This is a genomic window from Brucella pseudintermedia, assembly GCF_008932435.1.
In the GTDB taxonomy this organism is placed as follows: Bacteria; Pseudomonadota; Alphaproteobacteria; order Rhizobiales; family Rhizobiaceae; genus Brucella; species Brucella pseudintermedia.
In genome coordinates this window covers 16,656-43,106 of record NZ_WBWE01000014.1, presented here as the reverse complement: position 1 = coordinate 43,106, position 26,451 = coordinate 16,656, and the positions used below count along the sequence as shown (strand labels likewise).

The window sequence follows — 26,451 nt, the reverse complement described above, 5'->3', positions numbered from 1 at the left end:
TTTGCTTTCCCTTGATTATTGTGATTATTGGGACATTTATTGCATCCTGTGCTTATTGTTCATCTGGACGGGCGGAAACCGGGTAAGACGGAATGGCGGATTTTGTAGCGGTACTGAAAAAGACGATCGACGCGCAGGCGGACAAGTCGCCTGAATTGCGCCAGCGCGTTTATGCGAAAGCGCGCGCCACGATCGAGCAGAAGCTTGTCACGGCAAATGCCTCGCAGGCTGTGGCTGTCCGCCAGCGCAATATCCTTGAAGACGCCATTGCCGAAGTCGAAGCCTTTTATGCGCCGCCAGCCGCCGCGCCGGAGCCGCCGGTCGAGGATGCGCTGGACGATTTTCTGCAGGAGGCGAATCGTGCAGCGGAAGGCCCCGCGCCATCCCATGATGGCGACGAGCCTGCATTTTCCCACGCGCCGCAGGGCGAGCGCCGCGAAAGCACCGGCGACGATGAGGATGCACCGGCTTTCGTGGCCGAGCGCAACGATGACTGGAAGCTGGACCGCGCCAAGGAGAAGGCGCAGGCCCGCCGCAGCGAATATATCGAGCGCACGGCCCGCAAGGAACAGCGTTCCTATAAGGGCCTGATCGCGGCTCTGGTTGCGGTTCTGGTTCTGGGCGGTGCGGGCTATGCCGTCTGGGCCAACAAGGACAAGATTCAGGAACTGGCGTCGAGCCTTGGGCGCAGCGAAGCGCCCACCACCGGTTCCGACGCCGCGACACAGCCCGAAGGCGCCACCCCGCCAGCCGACAGCAACACCGCGACCACCGGCGGCGAACCGACGCCGGAGCAGCCGCAACAGCCTGCGGGTGAGCCGAAGCTGACGCAGCGGCTGATGCCGGACGGCAGCGAAGTGGATAGCGGGCCTGCCGGCGGCGCGAACGGGATCGGCGAGGGCACGTCCACCGCCGCTTCCACCCCGGCCCCTGCCGAAACGAATCCGCCAGCGGGCGCGCAGCCCGGACAGAACCAGACCGTTGCCGTCGGCCAGCAGGCGCTTCTTTATGAAGAACGCGGCGGCGCCGGGTCGGATTCGGTCGAACGCGGCAATGTGGTGTGGTCGACAATCGAGGAAAGCCCCGAAGACGGCCAGCCTGCCCAGCCTGCCGTGCGCGCAACCGTCACGATGCCGACCAGCAAGGTCGAGCTGAAGATGACGATCCGCAAGAATACGGACCAGTCGATCCCGGCGAGCCATCTGATCGAAATGGTCTTCACCGTGCCGGAAGGCTTCCCCGGCGGCGTGGTGGACAATGTGCAGCGCGTTACCTTCAAGGATACGGAACAGGCGGCGGGCAATCCGCTGGTCGCCGTGCCGTCGAAGATCGGCGACAATTTCTTCATCGTATGGCTGAACGACGCCCGCACCGCGCAGGACACCAATCTGTCGCTGATGCGCCGCCTGCAGTGGATCGATATTCCGATTTCCTACCGCAATGGCCGTCGCGCGCTGATCAGCCTTGAAAAGGGCGTGCCGGGCGAGAAGGCGTTCAACGACGTGCTGGGTACGAATTAACCCTCTTATGAAACGAAAAAGGCCGCTTCGAGCGGCCTTTTTGTTGGCTGGCGATCGGGATCACTTCTTTTCGGCGAAGGCCTTGATAGCCTTGGCGACTTCGTTCTGCGCGGCTTCCGCGCTGTCGAATCCAGCCAGTTCAACGACCTTGCGGCCTTCCGGCAGCTGCTTGTAGACGCGGAAGAAGGCTTCCAGACGCTGCTGCTCGATCTTCGGCAGATCGGTGATTTCCTTGATATTGTCATAGGTCGGATCGATGTCCGTGGTGGGGACCGCAACGATCTTGTCGTCCTGGTCGCCGCCGTCGATCATCTTGAGCACGCCGATGGGACGAACCTTGATGATTGCGCCCGGAACAATCGGCTCACGCGTATAGATCAGCGCGTCGAGCGGATCGCCGTCACCGGCAAGCGTGCTGGTGATCGAGCCGTAATTGGCCGGATAGATCACCGGCATGGACTGATAGCGGTCGACAACGATGTGGCCGGTCTTGTCGTCGATTTCATATTTGGTGAAGCTGCCCTGCGGGATTTCGATGGCCGTGAAGAACTCCTTCCCGTCCTGTTCCTTCTGCGGATAGTCGAGAAAGGAAACATAGTCGGAAGCAGATGCGGCGGTGGCAGCGGCAAGCGCGAGAGCTGCGGCGAGCAGGAGCTTTTTCATGGAATGACCTTGAAGCTTGGGTGAAACACGCCCTCGTCCCTAAAGCCAATCCATTACAGTTGTTTGACGGTTTTATATCGGTTGCATGACGGTTTGTGGGGGGAGCGCCCGCGATATTTTGAAGGGGTGATACCGACCTTCCGGCCAAACCGATTTCCATTTTTGCTGCCCAAACAATTCTGCCGCAAAATGGTCCATCCATTTTGCGGCAGTAAAAGGATCAATAGAGCAACTGTCTAGGTGTGCGCTTCCTCGACATGGTTCAGCGCTTTCTGCTGCTTGAAAGCAGCGGCCTTGACGGCCGCCTGCACCTTTTCAAACGCACGCACTTCGATCTGGCGCACGCGCTCGCGGCTGATGCTGAACTCGCTGGAAAGGTCTTCCAGCGTCATCGGATCGTCGGAGAGGCGGCGGGCCTCGAAAATGCGACGTTCGCGGTCGTTCAGCGTATCCATCGCCTGTTCCAGCATGGAGCGGCGGTTGTCGAGCTCGTCCTGTTCGATCAGGATCTGCTCCTGGCTGCTGCTGTCGTCGACCAGCCAGTCCTGCCATTCGCCCGATTCGCCTTCCGAAGCGCGCAGCGGCGCGTTCAGCGAAGCGTCACCGGACAGACGGCGGTTCATGGAAACCACTTCGTCCTCGCTCACATTGAGCTTGGTCGCGATCTGCTTGACCTGATCCGGGTTGAGATCGCCATCGTCGAGCGCCTGAATCTTGCTCTTCATCTTGCGCAGATTGAAGAACAGGCGCTTCTGATTGGCGGTCGTGCCCATCTTCACAAGGCTCCACGAGCGCAGGATATATTCCTGGATCGAAGCCTTGATCCACCACATGGCATAGGTGGCAAGACGGAAACCCCGTTCAGGCTCGAAACGCTTGACGGCCTGCATGAGACCGACATTGCCTTCAGAGATGACTTCACCGATCGGCAGGCCATAGCCGCGATAGCCCATGGCGATCTTGGCCACGAGACGCAGATGGCTCGTCACCAGCTTGTGGGCGGCCTTGGGGTCGGTATGTTCGTGATAGCGCTTGGCCAGCATATATTCTTCCTGCGGCTCAAGCATGGGAAAACGACGGATTTCTTCCAGATAACGGGTAAGACCACCGTCACCGGACGTGATGCTTGGGAGATTCATCTGGGCCATAGAGCACCCTCCTTTATGATTTCAGGTTCCCGTTTGGCGAACCTGTCGCGGGGGCTGCCTCCTGCACTTCCCTCTCGCGAGCCTCCATATATAGGCATGATTTTGGCGAAAACACGATCCTTTAACTCATGAAACAAACTGTCACTACAATGTGAACGTTGGTCAAACACAAAGGTTTCGTGAAATCGTCTGAAATGAATTGTGGTGAGAGCGGCTTTCATCGTGGCCGCGCCCCCGGTCTCGATAATGAAAAGCCGATTTTTATCAGCAATTCATCCTTTGGCCAACCATGATAGTTGCCAGTATTATATAGAGTGTTTCCTGAAATTTTCCAGAAGGTGCTCCATATCTTCCGGCACCGGCGCTTCAAAACGCATCAGTTCCCCGGTGGACGGATGGGTGAAAGCGAGCAGCCATGCATGCAATGCCTGGCGGTGGAAACCGCGCACGGCTTCTTTCAAGGGTTCCGGCAGCTTGTTGGCCTTGGTCTTGTAGGCGCTGCCATAGTCCATGTCGCCGACAAGCGGATGGCCGATATGCGCCATGTGCACGCGGATCTGGTGGGTGCGTCCGGTCTCGAGGCGGCACTCGACGAGCGAGGCGAGCGCGGTCGCGTCTTCGCGAGGGCCGAACTTTTCGACCGTGGCATAATGGGTGACGGCGTGGCGGGCATCTTCGCGCTCTTCATTGACCACGGCCTGCTTGGTGCGGTCGCGGTGCGAGCGCCCCAGATGCGCGTCGATATAGCCCTGCGGGCGCTCGGTCATGCCCCAGACAAGTGCGAGATAGGCGCGCTCCAGATCGCCGGTGCGGCCATGGTCGGCAAACTGTTCGCTCAGATGCCGGTGGGAAAGATCGTTCTTGGCAACGACCATGACGCCGCTTGTATCCTTGTCGAGACGATGCACGATGCCTGGACGGCGGATTCCGCCGATGCCCGACAAGCTATCGCCACAATGATATATAAGGGCATTGACCAGTGTTCCCGTCCAGTTGCCGTTGCCGGGGTGAACGACAAGCCCGGCGGGCTTGTTGATCACGATGAGATCGTCGTCCTCGTAAAGAATATCGAGCGGTATGTTCTCGGCAATCGGCTCGGCTGGCTCCGGCTCAGGCAGCACGATGGCGATTGTCATGCCTTCGCGCAGCTTCTGCTTGGTTTCACGGGCGGGCGCGCCGTCGATGGTCACATGACCTTCGGCAATAAGGGACTGCACGCGGCTGCGCGAAAGTTCCGGCCCCAATGCTGCGGCCAGCCACTGGTCGAGACGCTTGCCTGTGGCATCGGAGTCGGTCGTAAGCTCTTTCACTCGTGTCTTTCCTTATTGAGAGCGGCCTGTCTTAACGAAATCGTCAGACCTGCTCTGTCTCTAGATTTTACCGCATTTATGCGGCGTCAAATGTTTCCATTTGGCTGCAAAATGCTCTATCACGCGGCACACGCCGTAACACGGCGCAGTTCGAACCGGAGTCGTTGAATGCAGGATCCACACTATCCGAGATACCAGAATCATCAGGATTCAGGCTATCAGGACTATCAGCAGGGCTATTACCCGGATGAACAGGCCGAGCCCCCGCTTGATCCAGCCATGGAACGTGTGCGCCGCAAAATGATCCGGCTTCTGGCCGTCTCCATCGGTGTCATGCTGATCGGTCTTATGGCGGTGCTTGTCGCCGTTGTCTACAAGATCAATCGCGCGCCGGAAACTCCGGTCGACGAAGCCCGGTCCGATATTCCCGGACAGGCCGCGCCGGCACCCACAAAGCCAGAGCCGCCGAAGCTGATCGAATCGCAGATCAACTTGACGCCGGGCACCCGTCTTCTTTCGCAAAGCCTTTCGGGCAATGAGCTTTCGCTGGAAACGCTACTGCCCGATGGCGGCACGGAACTCATCATCTATGATTATCGCGAGTCGCGCATCATCGGCCGCATCAAGCTCGGCAATGTCGAGTAGGCGAACTGATCGGGGCGGCATGATTGCCGCCCATTTGTTTATGTCTTCGAGGATTGCGCTTTTTCCTTTTGGCGCTTATATCAGCGATATGGTCTGGAGCGCGGTTTCGATTTGATTGAATCAAATCTGTGCTCCCGGTTTTCGTATTTTAAGCACAAGCTTGTCGATCCTCGTTTCACTCCGGTCGGCTTATGCTCTATGCGCCCATCGTCTAGCGGTCAGGACGGCGCCCTCTCACGGCGCAAACAGGGGTTCGATTCCCCTTGGGCGTACCAGCACAACTCAATCCAGCCTGAACAAACTGCAATCATCCCGTGTTTGCGGGATATGAATGCCGCGTATGGTGGTGTTATTGTTCGGGCATGTGGAAAATTGGGTCGAATATCTATCCTCAAATCCATAATGCGGTCAGGGTGAAAGGCATTCTTGCCGAACCTTTCACGCCCAGAGATGTGCGTCGCGTGGCTCCGGGCTGGCCATATTCGCGGTACTTCTCTTTCCTCGCCGAAAACTGTACCGACAACCAGCCGGAGGGCCATGCGCTTTTCGTGCGCGTGGGCCGGGGGCGATATCATCTCAACGACAAGGCGACGGTATCGCGATAGGACTGGCACGATAAGGGCTGGGGAGATCGGCGTGCCGCCAGTTGCAAAAATTTGCAACTGGAGTCCGGACAGTGCATAATTGCCGCATGAGTGAATCGTACAAGAAACCCGATTATGAACAGGAGCTGCGTCAGGCAGGCGTCCGCATCACGCGGCCGCGCCGGATCATCCTGAACATATTGACCGAGACGGAAGATCATCCCGACGCGCTGGAGATTTTCCGCCGGGCCGTGGAGATCGACAGCAGTATCTCGCTGTCGACCGTTTATCGCACGATGAAGCTTCTGGAGGAGCGCGGCGCCATTCACCGGCACGCCTTTGCCGGCGGGCCTTCGCGTTTTGAACAGGCCAGCGGCGCGCATCACGACCATATCATCGACATGGATTCCGGCGATGTGGTCGAATTCCGTTCCGACAAGATCGAAAAATTGCAGGAAGAAATAGCCCGTTCGCTCGGTTATGAGATCGTGCATCACCGGCTCGAACTTTATTGCAAAAAAATTAGAAACTAACGGAACCAAATTTCGTTTGTCGCGTTTAGCGCCCATGAAGGCCGTGACCCCGCCCCCACAACGCGGTCTTCAGAGTTCGCCTCAACCTCCCCGCACGAGGCGAGCGGCGAGAATGCCGCGCTGACCGTCAAACGTTAAGCAGCTGGCGTTCCGCAAATTCAGAGCAAGTCGCCGTGGTTCAGGCCGGAGGCCGGACCATGGCGGCTTTTTTTGTCTTCGAAATATCCTGATGCCCAAGGACGACTTGGAGCGGTTCCTCTTTTCCAGGAATCGCTGGAACCGCTCTACCACGCGCAAAACCGCTTCGCCTTTGCTGGAAATGCAATAGCATCAGGCGTCGAACTGCTCGGTGGGAATGACGAGCGAATAAACCGCCCCTGTTCCATCGATCCGATAGTTGGCGTGTCCGTTGACGGAGGCCGGCACAATGCGCTGCAGCACGGCGCTGCCGAAGCGCGGATCATGCTCGAAGACCTCGGGCATCGCCGGATTGGTTTCTTCCCAGAGGAATTCCAGCCGGTCGTCGCCGCTCGCCACATGCGCAACTTTTGCTGAAATCTTCACCCGGCCATAGGGTATGGAAAGTCCGCCGAACGAAGTCGCATTGACCACGAGTTCGTGCAGCGCAAGGCCGATATGCAGCGCGGCGCCGGGAAAAAGATAGGGGTTGTCTCCCTCGATGCTCACCCGTTCATCGGTAATGTCGATATATTTTTCGACCTGCGACTGCACGAGATCGCGAAACAATGCCCCGCGCCAGTTCGAATCCGTCACCAGGTCCTGCGAATAGGAGAGCGACTGGATGCGCCCGCGAAACTTGAGAAGGAAATCATCAATGGTATCGGTAAAGCGCGCTGTCTGGCTGGCGATGCTCTGCACGATAGCCAGGAGGTTCTTGGAGCGGTGGCTTACTTCACGCAGCAGGGTCTTCAGCACCTGCTCGCGCCGCTTCAGCTCGCTGATTTCGATGGCGGTGGTCACGAGACCCAGAATATTGCCCGCATCGTCGCGGTCGCAATCGACGTGAAATTCTATCCAGCGCAGCTTGTCGCCGTCATTGACGGCGATCTCCACATTCTGCGCTTCGCCCGTATCCAGCGCGGCCTGCTTGGCCCCGACAAGCTTGTGCAGGGTCGCGGAGAAGATGAAGTCGCAGTCCTGGCCGCCCACCTTCCATTTTTCCTGCCAGTAGAGCGGGATATTCTCGCCCCACGAATAGGCCAGGTCCGGGCCTTGATAGAGCACGCAGACATTGCTGTTGCGCACTGCCCGCAACAGCGCCCGCAGGCGGGCTGCGTCCGGTTCTGTGTCCTGCACGTTGAATTTTGTGCCAGCGCTCATGTCTGCCCCGATGATCCCGCAACCGAACTCAGCGCATTTCCAGCAAAAGTGCCCGACGGCTTTGCGTTGGCGGATGCAATGAAACAAATATTCGGACCGCCCAAGGGCGACATGTCAAAAATTCCGGAAATGGCGATCGGAAATCTGCGTGCCATGGCGTCCGTTTTCTTCGACCGGTTGGCGGGCGTCGGTCGAGCGTTTTTCTTCCGGCCCCCTGACGGGCCCAAATCCTTAAACCGGTAAACCGCCGCATGGCTTATGCGGCGGTCAGCTTTACTGAAATCCAATATAGGCCGGGGTTCCGGGAGGTCAAAAACAGCCTTCGTTTTTGTGCGGTCTATGCCTTGCGGATCGCCGAGGCGATGAGCGAAATGACGAGCAGGGCAAGGAACACAAAGAACAGGATCTGCGCTATGCCAGCCGACGCACCGGCGATGCCACCGAAGCCCAGCGCACCTGCCACAAGTGCCACCACAAGAAATACGAGCGCATAATAAAGCATTTTTTGTCTCCTCTTTATTGGGTGAAGAAGAAACGCCATCGAAGCCGTATTTGTTCCGTGGGGCCGGGAAAATTAGCGCGCTCACAACTCTAGATACTCGTGACGGGGCGTAAGCCGGGATGTTTGACAGACGGGCGAAGCCCTGCGGCCAAAGTCCCGAAAGAAAGCCTTCCGGGACTTGCCGTTTCAACGCTCGCCAGAGCACTTCCACTATAATAGAAACCGCTCTATCTCTTTGTTTTTCCGCATTTCCGAACGCAAAACCGTGTCAGATTTTTGGTTCGGAAATGCTCTATGCTGCGACCTGCGAGGCTTCCTCGAAGAAGAGCGCCTGGCTGATCAGTGCTTTCACCATATCCGGATTGAACGGCTTGGTGACGAGGAAAGTCGGCTCGGGGCGTTCGCCGGTCAGCAGACGTTCCGGGAAAGCGGTGATGAAGATGACGGGGATGGCATCGTCCTGCAGGATTTCATTGACCGCATCGATGCCCGAGCTGCCGTCGGCAAGCTGGATGTCGGCCAGCACCATGCGCGGCTTTTCCTGCTTGTAGAGCGCCAGCGCCTCATCCTTGGTGCGGGCGATGCCGGTAACCTCATGGCCGAGGCTTTCCACCATCTGCTCGATATCCATGGCGATGAGCGGTTCGTCCTCGATGATCATGATGCGCGTCGCCACCTGCCGCGAGATTTCCGTCGAGGCAACCGACAGGACGCGGCTTAGTTCGGCGTCGTCCAGTTCCAGAATTTCAGCGGCTTCCTTGTCGGAAAAGCCTTCCACCGCCACAAGCAGGAAGGCCTGGCGCGGCAGCGGCGCGATATTGCCAAGATTTCTTGCCGCCTGCTGTTCCCATGCAAATTCCGACGCGGGTTCCGGCACGCGAACGGAGGCCGTCTTATAAAGGTTGCAGAAAAGGCGATAGAGACCAATCCGGTCGGAGGAACCTTCCGGGAATATGCTCACATCGGCGATCAGTGCTTCAAGGGCCGCCGCCACATAGGCATCGCCGGAAGCCTGCGAGCCGGTAAGAGCGCGGGAAAAACGACGAAGATAGGGAAGGTGCGGCGCGATACGCGTCGATAACGTCATGGTGATGGAACTCCTCAACTGCCGCTTTCGTTCATTGAATGCGCATTGGCGGATGGGGCCTGGCCCTGTGCCGCCTATGCTTTGAGCGCAGCATTATGTTACCTAAACGGGGCGGTTTGGAAAAAGTTCCGCGAAGAGAAAATATATTCGGGAACTTTTTAGAAAGCTGCGCATTTCCCGGACAAGCAGGGGCTTAGATTAATAGGGTAGGGCAATCAGCCCGGAATGATCAAGATATGGCAGAAAAAGAAAACCCTCATATGAACGGAGCCGGGGTTCGGTCGTCCCGCCGCGTTCAGAGGGATATATTAGGACCAAATTGTGAAGTCGGATTGAAACTAAAGGCGCTGTACACGTCGATACAGGATGAGATGATCCCGGATCGCTTCCTCGATCTTCTTGAAAAACTCGATCAGGCTGAACAGGAGAGTATGCGTGAACATAGCACCCGGTCCGTCGGTTGAGAGTAATGCACAGTTCAAGCGAGAGCTCTTGTCATCGCTGCCGAGTTTGCGCGCCTTCGCGGTGTCGCTGATCGGCCAGCACGACAAGGCGGACGATCTCGTTCAGGATACGATCATGAAAGCCTGGGCCAAGCAGGAGTCCTTCGAGATGGGGACCAACATGAAAGCCTGGCTCTTCACCATCCTGCGCAATGAATTCTACACGCAAATGCGCAAGCGCGGTCGCGAGGTGCAGGACACCGATGGCGTGTTCAGCGAACAGCTTGCCGTGCACCCCTCGCAATATGGCACGCTCGACCTGCAGGATTTCCGCGCGGCGCTGGAGCAGTTGCCCGACGACCAGCGCGAAGCGATCATCCTGATCGGCGCCTCGGGCTTTGCCTATGAGGAAGCCGCCGAAATCTGCGGCTGTGCCGTCGGAACGATCAAGAGCCGCGTAAGCCGCGCGCGCACCCGCCTGCAGGAAATCCTGAAGATCGAGGGCGAAGGCGACTACGGTCCCGATGCGGATTCATCGCGGGCCACCCTGAGAAGCTTCGCATGATGCATCGCTGATCTCCCTCTCCGCCGCGCGGGGAGGGCCTCTGGGGGGCTGTGTGGCCAAAAACCCAAACCTTTGCCGGTTTTTGCTCGCAGCGATTGCTTTTTATCTCCAGTCACTTGTAGGTTAGTGGTTGCTGATGTTTCTTGTCGGCAAAGTGATCGTTGTTTGTAGGTTGCGTCCTTGCCATCAGCCTTGTTGCAAAAACTGCTTCAATCGTCATCGAAGCCGGTTGCGGTTATCGTGTCGCTTGGCCTCGTGCTGCTGTCGGCGATCCTGACGCTGTTTTTGTCGTCCGGTGTCAACCATCAGGTCATCGATATTTCGCGCAACTATGCCCTGCGCCAGCAGGTCGACAAGGTTGCGCGCCTTGCCAGCAACATAGAGATGAGCCGTCGCGGCTATCTGCTGACGCTGGACGAAACCTATCTCGACCTCTATCGCGATACGATCCTCAGCGTCGACAAGACACTCGCCGATCTCGAAGCGCTGACCGGACAGAACCCGTTGCAGGATGCGCGGGTGAGGCAGATCCGCGCGCTGGTTGAGCGTGAGCAGGAAGACGTGCGCGAAACGGTGCAACTTGCCCAGTCGGGCAATGTGGCGGCAGCGGTCGAGAAAGTGCGCGGCGACGAAGGCAAGGTGCTGATGGACCAGCTTGCCAGCACGGTCACCCAGTTCATAGACACGGAAGAACAGCAGCTTCTCGAGCGCAACAAGCGGATCAACCGCATGCGCTACTGGATGACGGCCACCTCCATTGTGGCGCTGGCGTCCGCCGCCATGCTTGCGCTCTTGCTGTTCAGCCGCGTGCAGCGCTATGCGCGATCCATGTTCGAGGGTCAGACCGTGCTGCGTTCCGAAAAGCAGTTGCTGGAACAGCGCGTGAGAGAACGCACCGCCGAACTGGAAGAGGAACGCCGCATCGCCGAGCGCGAGCGCCAGCGGGTCGAGCTTCTGCTGCAGGACACCAACCATCGCATCGGCAATTCGCTGGCAACGGTTTCATCGCTGCTTGGGCTCCAGATGCGCCAGACCCGCAGCGAGGATGCGCGCGCCGCCCTTGCCGCTGCCCGCGACCGCGTGCAGACCGTATCGACGGCGCATCGGCGCCTGCGTCTGGGCGAGGACATGGAATCGGCCCGTGTCGACGATTTTCTCGGCACCGTCATCGATGATATACGCAACGCCATCGGGCAGGACCGAAAGATCGAGTTCGCGACCGATCTGGCCCCGCTCGACCTCAAAGCCCGCGACGTGACGACAATCGGAATCATTCTGGGCGAGCTCGTCACCAATGCCATCAAACATGCGTTCAAGGGTCGCGCGGAAGGTCATATCCGCATCAGCCTGAAACCGGGGGAGGACGCTGTTCCGGTGCTTGTCGTGGAAGATGACGGCGTGGGATTTGACGCGGATCAGCAAAAGTCCGGCGAAAAGAACGGTCTCGGAACGCTGGTCATCGAGCAGCTTTGCATGCAGTTCGGCGAAAAGCCGGTTTACTGCAAGACGGATAATGGTGTGGGGACGAGAGTGATCGTTCGCCTGTCGTCGCTTGTCGAAGAAAGCGAGATGTCGACCGGCAAATAGGCGTATCGTCCGATGTGTAGCTTCAACAGATTGCCCCGGTTGTCAGCGATACGACTGTTCGGTGTTTCACTCTGCTTTCAAGCCGGGCTACTTCCTCTCCATCGTGAACAAATTATCAGCCATGAAGTCCACGAAGACGCGAATCTTGGGTGATAGATAACGGCTCGTCGGCCAAAGAACACGGAAGATACCCGCTTCTGCCATGAAGCCGTCGAGTATCGATACCAGCTTCCCCTCTTTTATCTTTTGGGCCACTGCGAAATGGGGCAAGCAGGTTATACCAAAACCGTTCTCGGCGAGGTGGATGAGCGGCTCAAGTGTGCTTGCCACTGTCGTTGTTGGCAGCGTGACACGCAGGTCTTTGCCGTCCCTGGCCAGCGGCCATGGCTCCAGCTTGCCCGAATTGGCATATCGGTGGTGCATGCAGCGATGACTTCGCAGGTCTTCGGGCGCCAGCGGCACGCCTTTTCTTTGTAAATATTCAGGCGAGGCTACTATCCGGTGCCTGAAGGAGCCAAGTTTGCGGCTCATCAATCGCGTGTCACGCATTTCACCGGTGCGGACAACGGCATCGAAACCTTCTTCGATCACGTCAACCAGCCGGTCGGTGAAATCGAGGTCCAGGGTAATTTCGGGGTAAGCTTTCATGAATGCCGATATCGCCGGCATCAGTAGCACACCCGTCAGCGGAAAACTCACGCGCAACAGGCCATGAGGCTTGCTGCGGGACCGTGAAAGTTGCGCCTGTGCCACATCCAGTTCAGACAGAATACGCCGACAGGTATCAAGAAAAAAGCTGCCTTCCTCCGTCAGCGTCATGCTGCGCGTCGAGCGATGGAAGAGGCGCACCCCCATCTCCTGTTCAAGACGCGCGATTGCCTTGCCAACCGCCGAGCTGGAGAGACCCAGCCGCTGAGAGGCCGCTACAAAGCTGCCGCCTTCCGCCGCCTGAACGAAAATGCCCAACGCACCAAGCTTGTCCATGTCTATCCTATTAAGGAATAATTTTCCGCTCTTACTGGAATACCAGACCGTTTATCCCGTATCGCGCAATCCATATCAAGCCTCTCACGGCAGCCAATGCCGGTTCATCAGAGGAAGACACATGGATATGAAATTCGCCGCCGGATTTTGCGCGTCACCCGAACCAACCACTTTTATCGTCAACGTCATTCATGCCCAACCGGGCAAGCAGGATGAAGCGTTTCAAATCATTCAGGACGTGGTTCATTACGTGGCGGAGACAAAGCCGGGGTTTCTCTGGAGCAATCTTGCCAAGAGCACCGACGGGTTGACCGTGGTCAACATCGAAGCAATTCAGGGTGCAGGCAATGTAGACGAGTTCTTTTCCGATCCGGTTTTCGTTGAAAAATTCCGTAAGCTGGACACCGTCTCAACCAGCGAATTTCATACCTATAGCGTCGGCGATCTGGTTCTGCCCAAACGCGGACAGAAGGGTTGAACACCATGGCCCATTCGACTCTGGACCACCGCACGGTGGGCGAAAGGGCGGACGATGCTCGCTTTCCGATGTCAGCCCTTCTTGCCCTTGCCATGGCTGGTTTCATCACCATCCTGACAGAGGCCCTGCCAGCGGGGCTTCTTCCGCAAATGAGCGCGGAGCTGGGCGTCACTACTTCCGTTGCCGGCCAACTCATTACGGTATACGCCATCGGCTCGCTGGTGGCGGCCATGCCGCTAACCGCGGCTACCCAGCATTTCCCGCGCAAGCCGCTTCTCCTTTGTGCCATCGCGGGCTTCGCGGTGGTCAACACGATAACGGCGATCACCGGGAGCTTCGCTGTCATGCTCCTGGCACGTTTCTTTGCAGGCGTTTGCGCCGGGCTGTTGTGGGCGATGATCGCCGGATATGCGGCGCGCATGGTTCCAGACCAGCAAAAAGGGCGCGCCATCGCAGTTGCGATGGTGGGTACGCCACTGGCCTTGTCTCTGGGAATTCCGGCAGGAACCCTGTTGGGGTCCGTCATTGGTTGGCGCAGTACATTTTTGCTGATGACCGTGCTCACCGCGGTTCTGATAGGGTGGGTTCAGGCAAAGGTGCCGGGTTATCCGGGCACGGCGATCAATGACCGCTCTTCCATCAGGGGCACTTTGGCAATCGATGGAATCAAATCGGTGCTGATGGTTACCCTGCTGTTCGTTCTGGCCCACAATATCCTTTATACCTATATCGCCCCGCTCGTGGTTCCTGCGGGGCTGGAGCGGAAACTCGACGTCGTTCTGCTGATGTTCGGGCTAACGGCAATCGCAGGGATCGTTATTGTCGGTTATCTGGTCGGCCGATGGCTGCGAGCGCTGGTGCTTGCCAGCATCATGCTGTTCGCAGCCGCTGCATTCCTTTTTGGCATCGGAGGCGAGGTGCCCCTGCTGTTCTGGCTGGCGACGGGCATGTGGGGATTGGCCTTCGGAGGCGCCGCCACCCTGTTTCAGACGGCAGCCGCCAATACTTCGGGGCAGGCTTCTGATGTAGCGCAGTCCATGATCGTCACAGTCTGGAATCTGGCGATTGCGGGTGGAGGCATCGTCGGCGGCCTGTTGCTCGAGCACGCCGCTATCGGTTGGTTCCCCTGGTCGGTTTTGGCATTATTGCTACTCGCCTATTGGATTGCTTTCGCGGCAAAAGTCAGGGGCTTTCCGCCAGGCGAACGAGCCTTGTGATGTTCGCCGGGGGGCATTTCCGAGCCAAAAGCGGGAAACGCCCACGCGGGGAGATCAGTCCACTGAACTGATTTCTAATCACGCTTCTTCTTGTCCGACAGCAGCGAGACCAGAGCAATGCCCGCAAGGGGCAAGGCGGCGGCCAGTATCGGGCGTTTCAGGATGGCGGGGACGGTTGCGATTGCCGCCGCCGCCATCATGGCCGACTTGTCCGCCTCCATCTTCTGCTTGCGCTTTTTCTCCTCCGCTGCCGCCTGAATTTTCATGACCGCGAGGATGAGAAGCGCCACGATCAGCGACAGGCCAGCGAGAATGAGCGCCGCCAGCGGACCGCCATAGCTTTGCGCAAGCGCCAGAAAAGCGGCAACACAGAAAAAGGTGATCGCGATGATAGCGAAGATCGCGATGGCCGCACCGAAAATCGCCGCGCGTTTCGTTCGACCCGCGACGGATTTCAGTTCCTCGCCTGCCATTGCAGTCAAAAGGGGCATGAGAGCTTTCAGCATGATCCGCCTCAGCGGCGCGAGAGCAGGGCCAGCAGATAGCCGACGCCAAGTGCGGTAGCGAGCGAGGCAATCGGGCGCTCCCGCACCGTTGCCGTCAGCTGGGCTTCAAGGTCCTGCGCCTTGTTGCGCAGATCATCAATGGCGTCCTCGCCCTGGATATAGGCGCTCTTGTAGGTCTCTTTCGCGCTGCGCTTGGCGTCGCGGACGGTCTGCGAACCGAGATTGGCAAGCGTTGCCGCGATGGCGGCGATATCTTCCTTAAGCTGCTCGACCTGCGCCTGAAGGTCCTCCGCGCTGGCATCGGTCAGCGCTTCCTCGATCTGTTCCTCGATCTTGCTCGTTTTCGCGGATGCTCGCGCCATGTCGGCTCTCCTGTTCATTCTTTGTCTGGTCGTTCGGATAACGTGCTGCCAGCCCAATGGTTGCATGCAAAGCCGTCAGCGGCAACAAAGCCGGCTGGTTGTTGCAGGGCATGGTAAATGACGCAGCAGGAACCCGCGGAAGCATCGCCTGCAATGCTTCCGCGGATCGGGCGAACCTTATTCGGCTTCGCCGTGCAGGATCGTGCCTTCCGGATCTTTCTTGTAGGCTGCTTCCGAATAGGCGGGCTGCGCCTCAAGCTGCTCCTTGGTGAACTGCGTGAAGACGTTGAGCTTGTCGTCCTTGCCGGTCGCCACATCAAGATTGGCGATGGAAACGGCCACAGGCTTGGAATTGATGCCAAGGAACCCGCCGACATCCACCACGAACGCCTCGGTCTGGCCGTCGGCGGACATCAGCACATCACCCACCGTTCCGATCTTTGTTTCATCCGCGCCGAAAACCGTGGCTCCGATCAGCCTGTCCGCGCTCAATCCTTCTGACGGGACGGGCTTCATGCCATCGGGCACGGCCCTGTCCGCCTTCTGCGTGGTAATCGTCTTTTCGGCGGCAGGCGGCTCGGCGCGCGGTGCGCCATCTGCCGCGAAAGCCGCGTTGCGGTCGAAGGCCGGTGCCTTTTCAAGCTGTTCCTTGGTGGCATCCACGATCAGCCAGCGCTTGCCGTCCTCGCGAACCACCCATGACAGATGGTCGAAGCCGATGGCGACATCCTTTTCGCCCACGCCCAGAAAACCGCCGACCCCGATCACCACCGCCTGCGGGCTGCCATCGGCGCCGAGGATCATGTCATTGACCGTACCGATAGTCGCGGCATTGTCTGAGGGGCCGTTACAGACCGCCTGTCCGATGAAGCCCGACACCAGAAGCTGGCCCGGCGATGCTACGAAATATCCATTCTCGCTGGCGATCGGCTTTTCCTGTTTCTCGTCGGAGAAAATCGGCGAACGGTCCTGAGCGAAAGCGGGCAGGGCGATCAGCGCGGCAAGAGCCGTGGAGGCGAGAAATCTTTTCATGAAAACTCCTGTCGGTAATTAAGGCAAACCGAAGGCGAGAGCCAATCTCGCCGTCAACAGGAGAAAAAACGAGGGGAAACGCTTTCAGTTCCGCTCAAATTCCGTGTTATTCGAGCGTCAAAATTATGAATCTGCCGTCTTTTTCATGGCAAAAATGTGGCGACAGCAACCTTTGATTGATATTTTGCCTTATTCAGGCGAGCAATAAATAGGCCGCACCAGCCAGCATGATGACAGCCAGGCCGACATGTGCCGGTTTTAGCGAGCGCGGCTGCACCGGCAGCGGATCGTCATTTCCTGCCATGGCGGTGCGCGCCGCATGTTCAAGCGTCTGGATATCCTTGAGCATCATTGGCATGTCCTCCAGAATTCCGCTTCGCGCGGAACTGCATGTCCCTCCCGCGCGCCGGAATTTGTTTTTAAAACCAATCCCGAAGCGTTTCGGTCATCCTATCAGGGCTGATTTGGCGTGAATGTGCAACTGGCAAAAAGGCACGAGTCGAAAAATCTTGCCGTATCCCAATTTTGCAGGACGAAAATGCCTTCAATATCAAAACATGACTTGCGTCATCATATTATTGGGAGTTAAGAAGAAGCCCAACAGGCGGCGCGACGGCCTGCATGAGTTTGGTCATGTGCGCGCGGATTTGAACAATCAAAAGGCGAACAAAATGACTGGTTTCTGGCGAAAAGGCTTCATGGCTGCGGCTATGGTCATCGGCTTGCTGGGTGCGGCTTCTGCTTTGGCGCAGGAGAACCCTTCAACGAATGCCCCGGCGGCCCCTGCCGTGGAAGCGCCTTCCAGTCCCGCCCCGGCTAATCCGGCTCCTGCCGCCGCCCCGGCTGCGTCGCCTTCACCTGAACTGGTCCAGACCCAGACGGCTGCGCCTGCCGCGGCGCCAGTCGAAAGCGAAAATGGCTTGATCCTTCCGCATGACCTGTCGCCATGGGGCATGTTCATGGCGGCAGACTGGGTGGTGAAAGCGGTTATGATCGGTCTGGCGCTGGCTTCGCTTGCCACCTGGACGGTCTGGGTCGCCAAGTCGCTCGAACTGGCCGGAGCGCGCAGCCGTGCCCGCAAGGCATTGAAAATCATCGGCCATTCGGCGACGCTTGCCGAAGCCGCCCGTGCGCTGGAAGATGCCAAGGGACCGGGTGCGGTTCTGGTCCGCGCCGCGGAAGATGAAGTCCGGCTTTCCGGCCCGGCGCTTGCCCGCGCGGGCGGCGAGGGCCTCAAGGAACGCGTTTCCTCGCGCCTGTCGCGCATCGAAGCCAAGGCGGGACGCCGCCTGTCCAAAGGTACCGGCATTCTTGCCACCATCGGTTCGGTCGCGCCGTTTGTCGGCCTGTTCGGGACGGTCTGGGGCATCATGAACTCGTTCATCAATATCAGCCAGGCCCAGACGACCAACCTCGCTGTCGTGGCTCCGGGTATTGCCGAGGCCCTGCTTGCAACGGCTATCGGCCTCGTCGCGGCTATTCCCGCCGTGGTGATCTATAACGTGTTCGCCCGTTCCATCACCGGCTACCGTGCGCTGCTGGCCGATGCTTCGGCAGGCGTCGAGCGCCTTGTCAGCCGCGACCTCGACTTCAGAACGGCGGGTGTGCGTGAAGGGACGCTGCACGCAGCGGAGTAGGCGCCATGGCTGGTAAAGTTCGCGAAGGCGGCGGAGACGATCTCGAGCTCAATCACGAGATCAATGTGACACCGTTCATCGACGTCATGCTGGTTCTGCTCATCATTTTCATGGTGGCGGCCCCGCTGGCGACGGTTGACGTGAAGGTGGACCTGCCTGCATCGACGGCAGCGCCCGCGCCGCGTCCCGACAAGCCGCTTTATGTGACGCTGAAGGAAGATCTCAGCGTCAGCGTCGGCAACGATGTGGTGGACCGCGAGCGCCTCGGCGGGGCGCTGGACGTCCTGTCGGAGAAGAACAAGGAAGCGCGCATCTTCCTGCGTGCCGACAAGAATGTCGGCTATGGCGAGCTGATGCGGGTGATGAATCTCCTGCGTGAAGCGGGCTATCTGAAGATCGCGCTGGTGGGGCTTGAAACCGTCGGCGCAAACGCCACCGGGACCGCTCCGGCGGCTGCGGCCCCCGCATCTTCCACATCTCCCACCCCCACACCGGCACCGCAGGGAGCCGCGCAATGAATGCACTCCCGCCCGAGCATCCCCCGATAAAGGTGGCTTCAGCCGACGTTCACCATCATTCCTTCTGGCATGATGCGGGGCGCTGGCTCGGCGCGGGCATTCTTGTTCTGACCGTTCATGCCGCCGGTGCCTATGCCATCCACATGGCACAGGAGGAAGACCAGCCAGACGGCACGCAGGTTGCCGCCATGGTGGTGGAACTTGCGCCGGAGCCGGAAGCGCCGATGGAAGAGCAGGTTGCCGAGGAAGCCCAGCCGGAAACGGCTGAAGCGCCGCAGGAACAGGCGGAACCCGCCCCGCAACCGGAACCCCAGCAGGAGGAGCCGACACCGCCCGAACCGAGAGAGGTAACGCCGCCCGAACCAGCGCCAGAACCACAGGCCGTTCAGGAACCGGAAGAAGTGGTTCCCGATGTGGTCGAGGCCGAAAAGCCCGAAGTTGCTGTTCCGCTGCCGGTTGAAAAGCCGGAAGTGAAACCAGAACCCAAGCCGGAGCCGAAGCCGGAACCAAAAAAGGTCGAGAAGCCAAAGCCGGAAAAGCCGAAGCAGCCCAAGACCGAAAAGCCCAAGCCAAAGAAGGCTGAAAAAGCGCCCGAAACCCGTCAGGCCGCTGCACCGCGAATGGATGCTGACAACGGCGCGCGAGCCGCAGCCAATCGCAGAGGCGAAAACTCTGCATCCGCCGGTGTCAGTTCCGCCAAATGGACATCGAAACTCCAGTCCCATATGGCGCGCAATGTGCGTTTCCTGCAGCGCAAATCGCGGAATGCCAAGGGACTTGTTCAGGTTACTTTCGTGATTGATCCTTCGGGCAATGTGCTTTCGGCTCGTCTGGCCGGTTCGTCGGGCAATCCAGATGTGGACCAGCTTGCACTGGAAGCGGCACGTCGGGCTTCGCCGGTGCCTGCTCCGCCAGCAGCCATTGCCAAGGCGCGTATGCCGATCACCTTGCCGCTGCTGTTCAAGTAGGAATACGATTTGAAAGGCCGGTCCCGAAGCCGGCCTTTTCGTTGTCAGCGATTACTCCACAAATCCGAACATCGGGCCATAACCTCCATGCCAGGATATATCGTTTCGCTCCAGTGCCGGGACGTAAATGCCTGCGCCGCCGCCGCCATCCAGAAACAGCGCGTTCGGGCATTCAAGATGGTCTCGAAACAGTTTTGCGAAGTCGTGGAAATTGACCGCATCCTCGCAGACCGCGAAGCGGATCGCGCCACCGTCACAAACGCCGACGCCGCTGCGTCGCGTCCTGTCGGTTGAGCCAAGGATAAAAATCGGATTGATCCGATTGCCGATGACCAGCATCGGGCCGGACTGGGTTGCCAGTCGCGGCTTCATTCCCTGTTTCATGAAACGGTCTGTCGGCAGGATTCCAGCGCCCTTGTCGCCGACATAGAAGATGCCGTTCGGCTTCTTGTAGAAGTTCGGCACAGGGCCGGAACCGCGCGGCGGTGTGGCCTTGCTTGCGGGGCGAAGCTCGCGGCCATCTTCGACATAAAGGCCCATTGGCGCGAAATCAGGCTGATACATTCCGGCATTGAGCGCGAAAAGCAGGGTTTTGCCCCGGCTCGCGGCAGCATCGGCCAGTTTTGAAAAATTGCGATAGGGCTCGCCATCCGCATTCTTCCAGAACAGGTGCAAGCCATCCGCCTTTGCCTCGCAGATGATATAGTCCGTGTTTTCATAGGTTTCGCGGTTGCGGCTTTCAGCGCGGCCCGGCTGCGTCAGGGCAGCAATCGCGGCAAACATCAGGACGGCAGCGAACAGGGCCCGCTTGGGAAGAATCATCAGCGCACAGCCTTGGCTCGAAAATACTCTATTCCGACGACAGTGCCACAGCGGGGAGCAGGCGGGAAGCCTTGCGCGCCGGCAGGAAGCCGAAGATCAGGCCGGTGGCGAAAGCGCAGGCGAAGGCCAGCATGACCGGCCCGACGCTATAGCCGACCGAAAGACCGGCCCAGCCCGCGATGGCCGCAGCGCCGAGCCCGATCACGACGCCGAAGGCACCGCCAATGGCCGAAACGGTCAGCGCCTCGGTGATGAATTGCAGCAATATATCGCGCCGCCTTGCGCCTGTCGCCATGCGCACGCCGATCTCGCGGGTGCGCTCGGTCACGCTTACCAGCATGATGTTCATCACGCCGATGCCGCCGACCAGAAGCGAGATTGCCGCCACGGACCCCAGGAAGAGCGTCATCGTGTTGCCCATCGCCGTCGCGTCCTCGCGGATGGAGGACATGTTGGTTATCATCGTGTCCTGTTTCTTGTGGCGCTGGTCGAGCAGGTCCTGAATCTGTTCCTGCGTTGTGTTGATGAGGTCCGAATCCTTGACCTGTACGGTGATGGTGCGCACATATTTCTGGCCGAACAGCCGCAGATTGCCGGTCGAAAGCGGCACGACAACCACATCGTCCTGATCCGAACCGCCAAAGCCTGCGCCCTTCGGCTCCAACGTCCCGATCACCTGAAACGGAATTTTCTGGATCAGGATATACTGGCCGATCGGGTTGCTGCCGTCCGGGAACAGGGTGTTGACGACGGTTTTGCCGAGTACTGCGACAGGCGCATAATTGTCCATATCGCTCTGGCTGATGAAATCGCCGGTCGCCACCTTCCACGACTTGGCTTCGGAAAAGGCGGGAACGGTGCCGTTTGCCTGCGACTGGTAATCGACATTGCCGCGCCGCAGCGTCACCGTGCCGGTGACTTCCGGCACGGCGGTCTTGATGTTCGGCAGTTCCAGAATTGCGGTGGCGTCTTCGGGAACCAGCGTCGCTATCGAGCCTGTTCCACGGAAACCGGCCATGGATGGACGCACCAGAATGAGATCGGTGCCCATGGCATTTATGCGGTCGAGAATCGAGTTTTGCGCGCCGGTGCCGATGGCGAGCATCGTCACCACCGAGCTGACGCCGATGATGATGCCGAGCAAGGTGAGGATGGTGCGGAAGATATTAGCCTTCAGCGCGCGCATAGCCATCTTCACCGCTTCCGAAACATCGGCGATGCGGGCGGAACTGCCGTCAAGCGTCTGGCGGAGGCGGAGAGGAGCCTGCGTATCGGGTATGGCCCGCTTTACAGTGTCGGAAAGAATCTGCCCGTCGCGGATTTCGATCAGCCGGTCGGCGCGTTCGGCCACCTCGCGGGCGTGGGTGATGACAATGACGGTATGGCCCTGCTGGTGCATGGAGCGCAAAAGTTCCATCACGTCCTCGCCGCTCTGGCTGTCGAGCGCGCCGGTCGGTTCATCGGCAAGGATGATGCGCCCGCCATTCATGAGCGCGCGGGCGATGGAAACGCGCTGCTGCTGGCCGCCGGAAAGCTGGTTGGGGCGATGGTCCAGGCGATCGCCAAGCTTCAGCTGGTTGAGCAGTTCGGCGGCGCGCGCATGGCGTTCCGATGCGGGCAGGCCCGCATAAATTGCCGGAACCTCGACGTTTTCCTGAGCCGTCGAGGTCGAGATGAGGTTGTAGCTCTGGAAGACGAAGCCGAAAGTGCGGCGGCGCAATGCTGCAAGCGCATCGGCATCCAGTGTCGACACGTCCTCGCCATCGAGCAGATATTGCCCGCCGCTCGGGCTGTCGAGACAGCCCAGAATGTTCATCAGCGTCGATTTGCCGGAGCCGGACGCGCCCATGATCGCGACGAATTCGCCAGCCTGAATGTCGAGCGTGATGCCGTGCAGCACCTCAACGGCGAGATCGCCATTGTGATAGGTCTTGCGGATATCATCCAGTCTTATGAGCGGCGTGCCGGACTTGAGATTGTCGGTCATGGGGCGGCTCATCAGAACAGGCGCATGCCGGGCCTGCGGCCGCGCTGCCCTGCGGCGGCTTCGGCACCGCTGGAAGCGCTGGTGACGATGACCTTGTCGCCTTCCTCAAGGCCGCTTTTGACCTCGGTCTGCACGCGATTGCGCACGCCGATCTGAACCTCGCGTTCGGTGACCGCGCCATTGTCGCTTACGACCTTCACCGAAATCTGCGGCTTGCCTCTCCGGTTCTGGTCTTTTTGGTTCTGGTCGGCCCGCTTGTAGTTCAGCGCCGAGGAGGGGACGATCAGCACGTCCTTTGCCTCGTCGAGAATGAAATAGACCTGTGTGCTCATATTGATCATCAGTTCGCCGGTCGGGTTCGGAACGTCGAACAGGGCATAATAGAGAACGACATTGTTCTCGGTGGCGGGCGTCGGCTTGATCTGACGCAGCGTGCCGGTGAAACGCTTTTCCGGCTGGCCGAGCAAGGTGAAATAGACCGGCATTCCGGGCTTCAGCCTGCCGATATCCGCCTCCGAAACCTGCGCTTCCACGGTCATCACCTTGAGATCGGCCACGGTGACGATGGTCGGCGCGCTCTGCACGGCATTCAGCGTTTCGCCCTCCTTGGCGGCCTGATCGACGACCGTGCCTTCCATGGGGCTGTAAATCTTGGTGTAGCCGAGATCGACCTTGTCGCTGGCAAGCTGGGCCTCCTGCTGGCGGATCTGCGCGCCGAGCGCCTTTACGTCGGCATCGGCCATGGCGAGGTCCGCATCGGCCTGATCGACGGTGGACTGCGATACGCCGCGCGTGGCCAGAAGCGAGCGCTGGCGCGCCGCATTGGCCTTTTTCAGCGTGAGCTGCGCCTGTTTGCTCAAAAGCTGCGCCTTGAGATTATCGAGCTGGGCGCTGGCGATTTCCACTTTCTTCTCGAAGGGAGACGGGTCGATTTCCGCGATCAACTGGCCCTGCTTGACCTGATCGCCCACCTCGACCTTCACGCTTTTCAGCTGGCCAGAAACCTGCGCGCCGACATTGATGCTGCGCAGGGCGCTCAGCGTGCCGACGGCGGTGATGGCGTTTTCGATGTCGCCGCGCGTGACCGTTTCGGCGAGATAGTTGGTCTTCTGGCCGCCCGCTTCGCCCGAGCCGTAAAAATACCAGCCCGCGCCCGCCGCGATTGCCGCGACCGGAAGCCAAAGCCACCAGCGGCGTGCCTTGCGCTGCCGGGTTCTGGACGAATCGGAAGATGTAAGCACCGTCAAGCCCTCAATACTTTTAGAACCGCCTGCCATTGGAAGTTCATCACTGTGTCCCGCATAAATTTTTGCCCCATGCAACCAAAGCGGGACAGGGCGCGCTTGGATGGCACGTTGCATCCGGATATCTATGCTTCCCCGCTCAGGATTTCATCTTAATTATTTGTCATGCAATAATTGCCGTTGTCACAATGGCTGGCGGTTCGCGCGCACCGTCGGCAATTGCCTCTGTTGCAAGTGATGAAGTGAAGAAAAACCGTCTTGAAGATACAACTTGCGGTTATTCTTTTCAGTTTTATTGGGTGAATACATATTATTAGTCGAATTAAGTGTTCGTAAATTATCTACCGGTTAAATTAGGCTGGGAAAGCACAATCTGAAAGTAGAAATAGAAATTCGGAACGTGATCTGTCCGCAAAGGCGGATGGTCGGCGCATGCATGATGCATGTTGCTTGGAAATGGCATGGGAATAAGGTTTCAATGCTCTTGGACGGGAGGGCAAATGGCTTACCTTATTATGGGGCGGAGAAGGTTTTCATTCGTAACGAACAGGTTTCGAAGAATACCGTTATTGTTCTTTTTAAATCGAAATAAAAGCGGTACGGCGGCAGTCGAGTTTGCAATATTGGCGCCGGTTTTTCTTCTGATATTGATGGGCATGATTGCATTCGGCCTCTATCTGGGCGTGGCGAACGCCGTGCAGCAGCTTGCGGCTGATGCAACGCGGACGGCATTGGCCGGCATCGATCCGCCGGAGCGGCTCGCGCTGGCGACCAGCTATATCCGGAAAAACGCGGCGAAATATTCGCTGATCGATCCTGAAAAGATGCAGGTGAGTGTGGACAATGCCCAGTCGGACCCGAACCAGTTCACCGTGACGATCCAGTACGATGCGGAAAACCTGCCGATCTGGAACCTGATGACGGGCCTGCCGCTTCCGGACACGACCATTACAAGGGCATCGACAATCAGGCTCGGCGGAATCTGAGACGGGTTGGGGGGATAAGTCATGCGGGGTTTTGTATCGCGTTTCCTGCGGGCGCGGGGGGGCAATCTGGCGACGATGGCGGCGCTGGTCTCTCCGCTGTTTTTGGCGGTGGCTGCATTTTGCGTGGACACGAGTTCGCTGTTTCTGGAGCGGCGCCAGTTGCAGAACATGGCCGATCTTGCAGCCGTCGCCGGTGCTTCCTCTCTTTCGCAGGCCGATGATGCGGTGCTGCGGCAATTGCGGGCAAACGGCGTCGATCCGGTGCTGATGAGCGGCAGCTACGACCCGTCAGTCGTCAATGGAAAGACCGACGACAAAACGCGGGTCTGGGTGGAGAAGGGCAATTATCTTCCCGACAAGAACCGTGCGGTGGAAAACCGTTTCGTGGCGGGCGGTGCAAACCCGGACGCGGTTCGTGTCCGGCTGGCACGCCCCGGCAATCTCTATTTCGGCCAGTCCTTCATCGACCGGCCCGCGCTTGGCGCAACCGGCATGGCCGCGACGAAGGCGGAAGCGGCATTTTCGATCGGTTCGCGATTGTTGAGCCTGAACACCGACCAGAGCGTGCTGAATGACCTTCTGGGGGGGCTTCTGGGAACCTCTCTCAACCTGAAGCTTGCTGATTACAACGCCCTAGCTGCTACCGACGTCAACCTGCTCGGCTTTCTGGACAAGCTTGCTCCGAAAGTGGGGCTGACGGCTGGAACCTATGACCAGTTGTTGAATACGGATGTTTCAGTCGGCATGCTGGCGACCGTTCTGGCCGAAGTGGTGACGAACAACCCGGCGGCCAAGGCGGCGCTCGGTATTCTGGGCAAGAATGCAGGCGCCCTTGCCACGAAACTGCCGGTGGGAGAATTGCTGGGGCTTGGATCGATCGCCGATGCATCGCTTGGATCGGCCAATAATTACAATATCACGGCCAATGTCCTGCAAATGATTTCAGTGGCCGCGATACTGGGAGGCAATCATCAGCTTCAACTTGGCACCGGGCTGAAACTGCCGGGAGTGGTGGCATTCAAACTGGATGTCGCAGTTGGCGAACCCGCGCAAAAAACGCCGTTCTTTACCGTAGGCGGAGCAGGCACACTGGTGCGCACCGCGCAGATACGCCTGCTTCTGACGCTTGAGGTCGGCAATGACGGGGTTGTTTCCTATCTGGCCAATGTCCACGTGCCGATCTTCATCGACGTGGCGAGCGGCGAGGCCGAACTGAAAAGCATAAGCTGTCCGCAGGGCCCCGGAAGCGCCACGGTGAAACTCGGCGTCAAACCGGGACTGGCCGGTGTGTATCTTGGCGATGCCGATATAGACCTGATGAGGAATTTCAGCAAAACGCCGGTTGTCAGGAAGACAGCGATCGCCACAGTGAAATTGCTGGTCGCGGACATTGCCGAGCTTCGCGGTCGTGTCGAATTGCCACTCGGCAATCCCAAGCAGGAAATTGTGACCTTCACGCCTGCCGATATTGCCGCCAAACGGATCAAAACCGTGGGGACCAACCAACTTGCCGGATCGCTTTTTGTCGGGCTCGTAAAGGGGCTCGATCTCGAGGTTGTCCTGCTCGGATTCTTGCCCTTGCCTCTACCCCTGAGTGGGTTGACCCAGCTTTTGGGCACATTGCTCACGCCTTTGGGGCCGACGGTGGATGGCCTGCTTTTCGGAGTGCTGGATCTGCTCGGCGTCAAGATCGGACAAGCCGATGTTCAGGTCACAGGGGTCCTCTGCCAGCGCGCCGTTCTCACACAGTAAGAAAAACCGCAATAAAAAAGCCCGGCGAAC

Annotated in this window: 28 protein-coding genes and 1 tRNA gene; 15 read left to right on the top strand and 14 right to left on the bottom strand. The window is 58.8% G+C overall.

Annotated features, from left to right (window positions below):
- Nucleotides 1–92: 92 nt before the first annotated feature.
- Nucleotides 93–1,520, top strand: coding sequence for a RodZ family helix-turn-helix domain-containing protein (locus F9K78_RS17850; RefSeq protein ID WP_121986120.1), 1,428 nt, complete (start codon nucleotides 93–95; stop codon nucleotides 1,518–1,520).
- A 60-nt stretch (nucleotides 1,521–1,580) separates the two neighbouring features.
- Here F9K78_RS17850 and F9K78_RS17845 read toward each other — a convergent pair whose 3' ends face one another.
- From F9K78_RS17845 to F9K78_RS17835, 3 genes are all read right to left on the bottom strand, one after another.
- Complete coding sequence (locus F9K78_RS17845) at nucleotides 1,581–2,183, bottom strand: inorganic diphosphatase (RefSeq protein WP_121983309.1); 603 nt, start codon at nucleotides 2,181–2,183, stop codon at nucleotides 1,581–1,583.
- Nucleotides 2,184–2,419: 236 nt separating this feature from the next.
- Nucleotides 2,420–3,331: an RNA polymerase sigma factor RpoH gene (gene rpoH, locus F9K78_RS17840; RefSeq protein WP_121986119.1), complete on the bottom strand. Its 912-nt coding sequence runs from the start codon at nucleotides 3,329–3,331 to the stop codon at nucleotides 2,420–2,422.
- 305 nt (nucleotides 3,332–3,636) lie between these two features.
- Nucleotides 3,637–4,641: an RluA family pseudouridine synthase gene (locus F9K78_RS17835; protein ID WP_121983308.1), complete on the bottom strand. Its 1,005-nt coding sequence runs from the start codon at nucleotides 4,639–4,641 to the stop codon at nucleotides 3,637–3,639.
- Nucleotides 4,642–4,809: 168 nt separating this feature from the next.
- Here F9K78_RS17835 and F9K78_RS17830 point away from each other — a divergent pair, with 168 nt between their 5' ends.
- The 4 genes from F9K78_RS17830 (at nucleotide 4,810) to F9K78_RS17815 (ending at nucleotide 6,403) form a co-directional block, all read left to right on the top strand.
- Entirely contained in the window at nucleotides 4,810–5,286 is a 477-nt protein-coding gene (locus F9K78_RS17830) for a hypothetical protein (protein ID WP_121986118.1), read from the top strand.
- Nucleotides 5,287–5,486: 200 nt separating this feature from the next.
- A tRNA-Glu gene (locus F9K78_RS17825) sits at nucleotides 5,487–5,561 on the top strand.
- 87 nt (nucleotides 5,562–5,648) lie between these two features.
- Nucleotides 5,649–5,891 (top strand): hypothetical protein, encoded by a 243-nt coding sequence (locus F9K78_RS17820; protein ID WP_121983306.1) that lies wholly within the window; start codon nucleotides 5,649–5,651, stop codon nucleotides 5,889–5,891.
- 86 nt (nucleotides 5,892–5,977) lie between these two features.
- Nucleotides 5,978–6,403, top strand: a complete 426-nt coding sequence (locus F9K78_RS17815) for a transcriptional repressor (protein ID WP_010661349.1) — start codon at nucleotides 5,978–5,980, stop codon at nucleotides 6,401–6,403.
- 330 nt (nucleotides 6,404–6,733) lie between these two features.
- Here the strand turns inward: F9K78_RS17815 and F9K78_RS17810 are convergent, their stop codons facing one another.
- The 3 genes from F9K78_RS17810 to F9K78_RS17800 all read right to left on the bottom strand — a co-directional run bounded on the left by F9K78_RS17810 (nucleotide 6,734) and on the right by F9K78_RS17800 (nucleotide 9,333).
- Nucleotides 6,734–7,744 (bottom strand): sensor histidine kinase, encoded by a 1,011-nt coding sequence (locus tag F9K78_RS17810; RefSeq protein WP_121983305.1) that lies wholly within the window; start codon nucleotides 7,742–7,744, stop codon nucleotides 6,734–6,736.
- Between the two features lie 337 nt (nucleotides 7,745–8,081).
- Nucleotides 8,082–8,246, bottom strand: coding sequence for a DUF1328 domain-containing protein (locus F9K78_RS17805; protein WP_006473348.1), 165 nt, complete (start codon nucleotides 8,244–8,246; stop codon nucleotides 8,082–8,084).
- Between the two features lie 292 nt (nucleotides 8,247–8,538).
- Nucleotides 8,539–9,333, bottom strand: a complete 795-nt coding sequence (locus F9K78_RS17800; protein ID WP_121983304.1) for a response regulator — start codon at nucleotides 9,331–9,333, stop codon at nucleotides 8,539–8,541.
- 236 nt (nucleotides 9,334–9,569) lie between these two features.
- Here F9K78_RS17800 and F9K78_RS17795 point away from each other — a divergent pair, with 236 nt between their 5' ends.
- The 3 genes from F9K78_RS17795 (at nucleotide 9,570) to F9K78_RS17785 (ending at nucleotide 11,928) form a co-directional block, all read left to right on the top strand.
- A complete protein-coding gene (locus F9K78_RS17795; RefSeq protein WP_121986117.1) occupies nucleotides 9,570–9,797 on the top strand; it encodes a NepR family anti-sigma factor in 228 nt (75 codons plus the stop codon).
- Nucleotides 9,769–10,341, top strand: coding sequence for an RNA polymerase sigma factor (locus F9K78_RS17790; protein WP_121983302.1), 573 nt, complete (start codon nucleotides 9,769–9,771; stop codon nucleotides 10,339–10,341). Before F9K78_RS17795 ends, F9K78_RS17790 begins: the two co-directional genes overlap by 29 nt.
- Nucleotides 10,342–10,521: 180 nt before the next feature.
- Nucleotides 10,522–11,928, top strand: a complete 1,407-nt coding sequence (locus F9K78_RS17785; protein ID WP_121986116.1) for a sensor histidine kinase — start codon at nucleotides 10,522–10,524, stop codon at nucleotides 11,926–11,928.
- An 87-nt stretch (nucleotides 11,929–12,015) separates the two neighbouring features.
- On the opposite strand, the gene F9K78_RS17780 is transcribed toward F9K78_RS17785, so the two are convergent.
- On the bottom strand, nucleotides 12,016–12,912 hold the full coding sequence (locus F9K78_RS17780) for a LysR family transcriptional regulator (protein ID WP_121986115.1): 897 nt from the start codon (nucleotides 12,910–12,912) through the stop codon (nucleotides 12,016–12,018).
- Between the two features lie 121 nt (nucleotides 12,913–13,033).
- Between F9K78_RS17780 and F9K78_RS17775 the strand changes: the two genes are divergently transcribed.
- Together F9K78_RS17775 and F9K78_RS17770 are read left to right on the top strand one after the other, a co-directional pair.
- A complete protein-coding gene (locus tag F9K78_RS17775) occupies nucleotides 13,034–13,390 on the top strand; it encodes an antibiotic biosynthesis monooxygenase (RefSeq protein WP_121986114.1) in 357 nt (118 codons plus the stop codon).
- Nucleotides 13,391–13,395: 5 nt separating this feature from the next.
- Complete coding sequence (locus F9K78_RS17770) at nucleotides 13,396–14,607, top strand: MFS transporter (protein ID WP_235925473.1); 1,212 nt, start codon at nucleotides 13,396–13,398, stop codon at nucleotides 14,605–14,607.
- 74 nt (nucleotides 14,608–14,681) lie between these two features.
- Here F9K78_RS17770 and F9K78_RS17765 read toward each other — a convergent pair whose 3' ends face one another.
- From F9K78_RS17765 to F9K78_RS21950, 4 genes are all read right to left on the bottom strand, one after another.
- Complete coding sequence (locus F9K78_RS17765) at nucleotides 14,682–15,113, bottom strand: phage holin family protein (RefSeq protein ID WP_121986113.1); 432 nt, start codon at nucleotides 15,111–15,113, stop codon at nucleotides 14,682–14,684.
- An 8-nt stretch (nucleotides 15,114–15,121) separates the two neighbouring features.
- The gene (locus tag F9K78_RS17760; protein ID WP_121986112.1) at nucleotides 15,122–15,475 is read right to left on the bottom strand and encodes an ElaB/YgaM/YqjD family protein; all 354 of its coding nucleotides are present in this window, start codon (nucleotides 15,473–15,475) and stop codon (nucleotides 15,122–15,124) included.
- A gap of 177 nt (nucleotides 15,476–15,652) precedes the next feature.
- Nucleotides 15,653–16,507, bottom strand: a complete 855-nt coding sequence (locus F9K78_RS17755; RefSeq protein ID WP_121986111.1) for a PRC-barrel domain-containing protein — start codon at nucleotides 16,505–16,507, stop codon at nucleotides 15,653–15,655.
- 193 nt (nucleotides 16,508–16,700) lie between these two features.
- Nucleotides 16,701–16,859 carry a hypothetical protein gene (locus tag F9K78_RS21950; protein ID WP_162929810.1) on the bottom strand — a complete coding sequence of 53 codons (159 nt, stop codon included), beginning with the start codon at nucleotides 16,857–16,859 and terminating at the stop codon, nucleotides 16,701–16,703.
- Nucleotides 16,860–17,142: 283 nt separating this feature from the next.
- Between F9K78_RS21950 and exbB the strand changes: the two genes are divergently transcribed.
- Genes exbB through F9K78_RS17740 form a run of 3 tightly spaced genes read left to right on the top strand, consistent with a single transcriptional unit; the run spans nucleotide 17,143 to nucleotide 19,630 of the window.
- Nucleotides 17,143–18,144, top strand: a complete 1,002-nt coding sequence (gene exbB, locus F9K78_RS17750) for a tonB-system energizer ExbB (RefSeq protein ID WP_121986183.1) — start codon at nucleotides 17,143–17,145, stop codon at nucleotides 18,142–18,144.
- A 5-nt stretch (nucleotides 18,145–18,149) separates the two neighbouring features.
- Nucleotides 18,150–18,662 (top strand): TonB system transport protein ExbD, encoded by a 513-nt coding sequence (gene exbD / locus F9K78_RS17745; protein ID WP_121983295.1) that lies wholly within the window; start codon nucleotides 18,150–18,152, stop codon nucleotides 18,660–18,662.
- Nucleotides 18,659–19,630, top strand: a complete 972-nt coding sequence (locus tag F9K78_RS17740) for an energy transducer TonB family protein (RefSeq protein ID WP_121986110.1) — start codon at nucleotides 18,659–18,661, stop codon at nucleotides 19,628–19,630. Before exbD ends, F9K78_RS17740 begins: the two co-directional genes overlap by 4 nt.
- Nucleotides 19,631–19,681: 51 nt before the next feature.
- On the opposite strand, the gene F9K78_RS17735 is transcribed toward F9K78_RS17740, so the two are convergent.
- Genes F9K78_RS17735 through F9K78_RS17725 form a run of 3 tightly spaced genes read right to left on the bottom strand, consistent with a single transcriptional unit; the run spans nucleotide 19,682 to nucleotide 23,680 of the window.
- Complete coding sequence (locus F9K78_RS17735) at nucleotides 19,682–20,452, bottom strand: phosphodiester glycosidase family protein (RefSeq protein WP_121986109.1); 771 nt, start codon at nucleotides 20,450–20,452, stop codon at nucleotides 19,682–19,684.
- Between the two features lie 28 nt (nucleotides 20,453–20,480).
- A complete protein-coding gene (locus tag F9K78_RS17730) occupies nucleotides 20,481–22,451 on the bottom strand; it encodes a MacB family efflux pump subunit (protein WP_121986108.1) in 1,971 nt (656 codons plus the stop codon).
- Nucleotides 22,451–23,680: an efflux RND transporter periplasmic adaptor subunit gene (locus F9K78_RS17725; protein WP_122066796.1), complete on the bottom strand. Its 1,230-nt coding sequence runs from the start codon at nucleotides 23,678–23,680 to the stop codon at nucleotides 22,451–22,453. Before F9K78_RS17725 ends, F9K78_RS17730 begins: the two co-directional genes overlap by 1 nt.
- Nucleotides 23,681–24,183: 503 nt before the next feature.
- Between F9K78_RS17725 and F9K78_RS17720 the strand changes: the two genes are divergently transcribed.
- The gene (locus F9K78_RS17720; protein ID WP_412842099.1) at nucleotides 24,184–24,669 is read left to right on the top strand and encodes a TadE/TadG family type IV pilus assembly protein; all 486 of its coding nucleotides are present in this window, start codon (nucleotides 24,184–24,186) and stop codon (nucleotides 24,667–24,669) included.
- 21 nt (nucleotides 24,670–24,690) lie between these two features.
- Nucleotides 24,691–26,421 (top strand): pilus assembly protein TadG-related protein, encoded by a 1,731-nt coding sequence (locus F9K78_RS17715; RefSeq protein WP_121986107.1) that lies wholly within the window; start codon nucleotides 24,691–24,693, stop codon nucleotides 26,419–26,421.
- The last annotated feature ends 30 nt before the right edge of the window (nucleotides 26,422–26,451 follow it).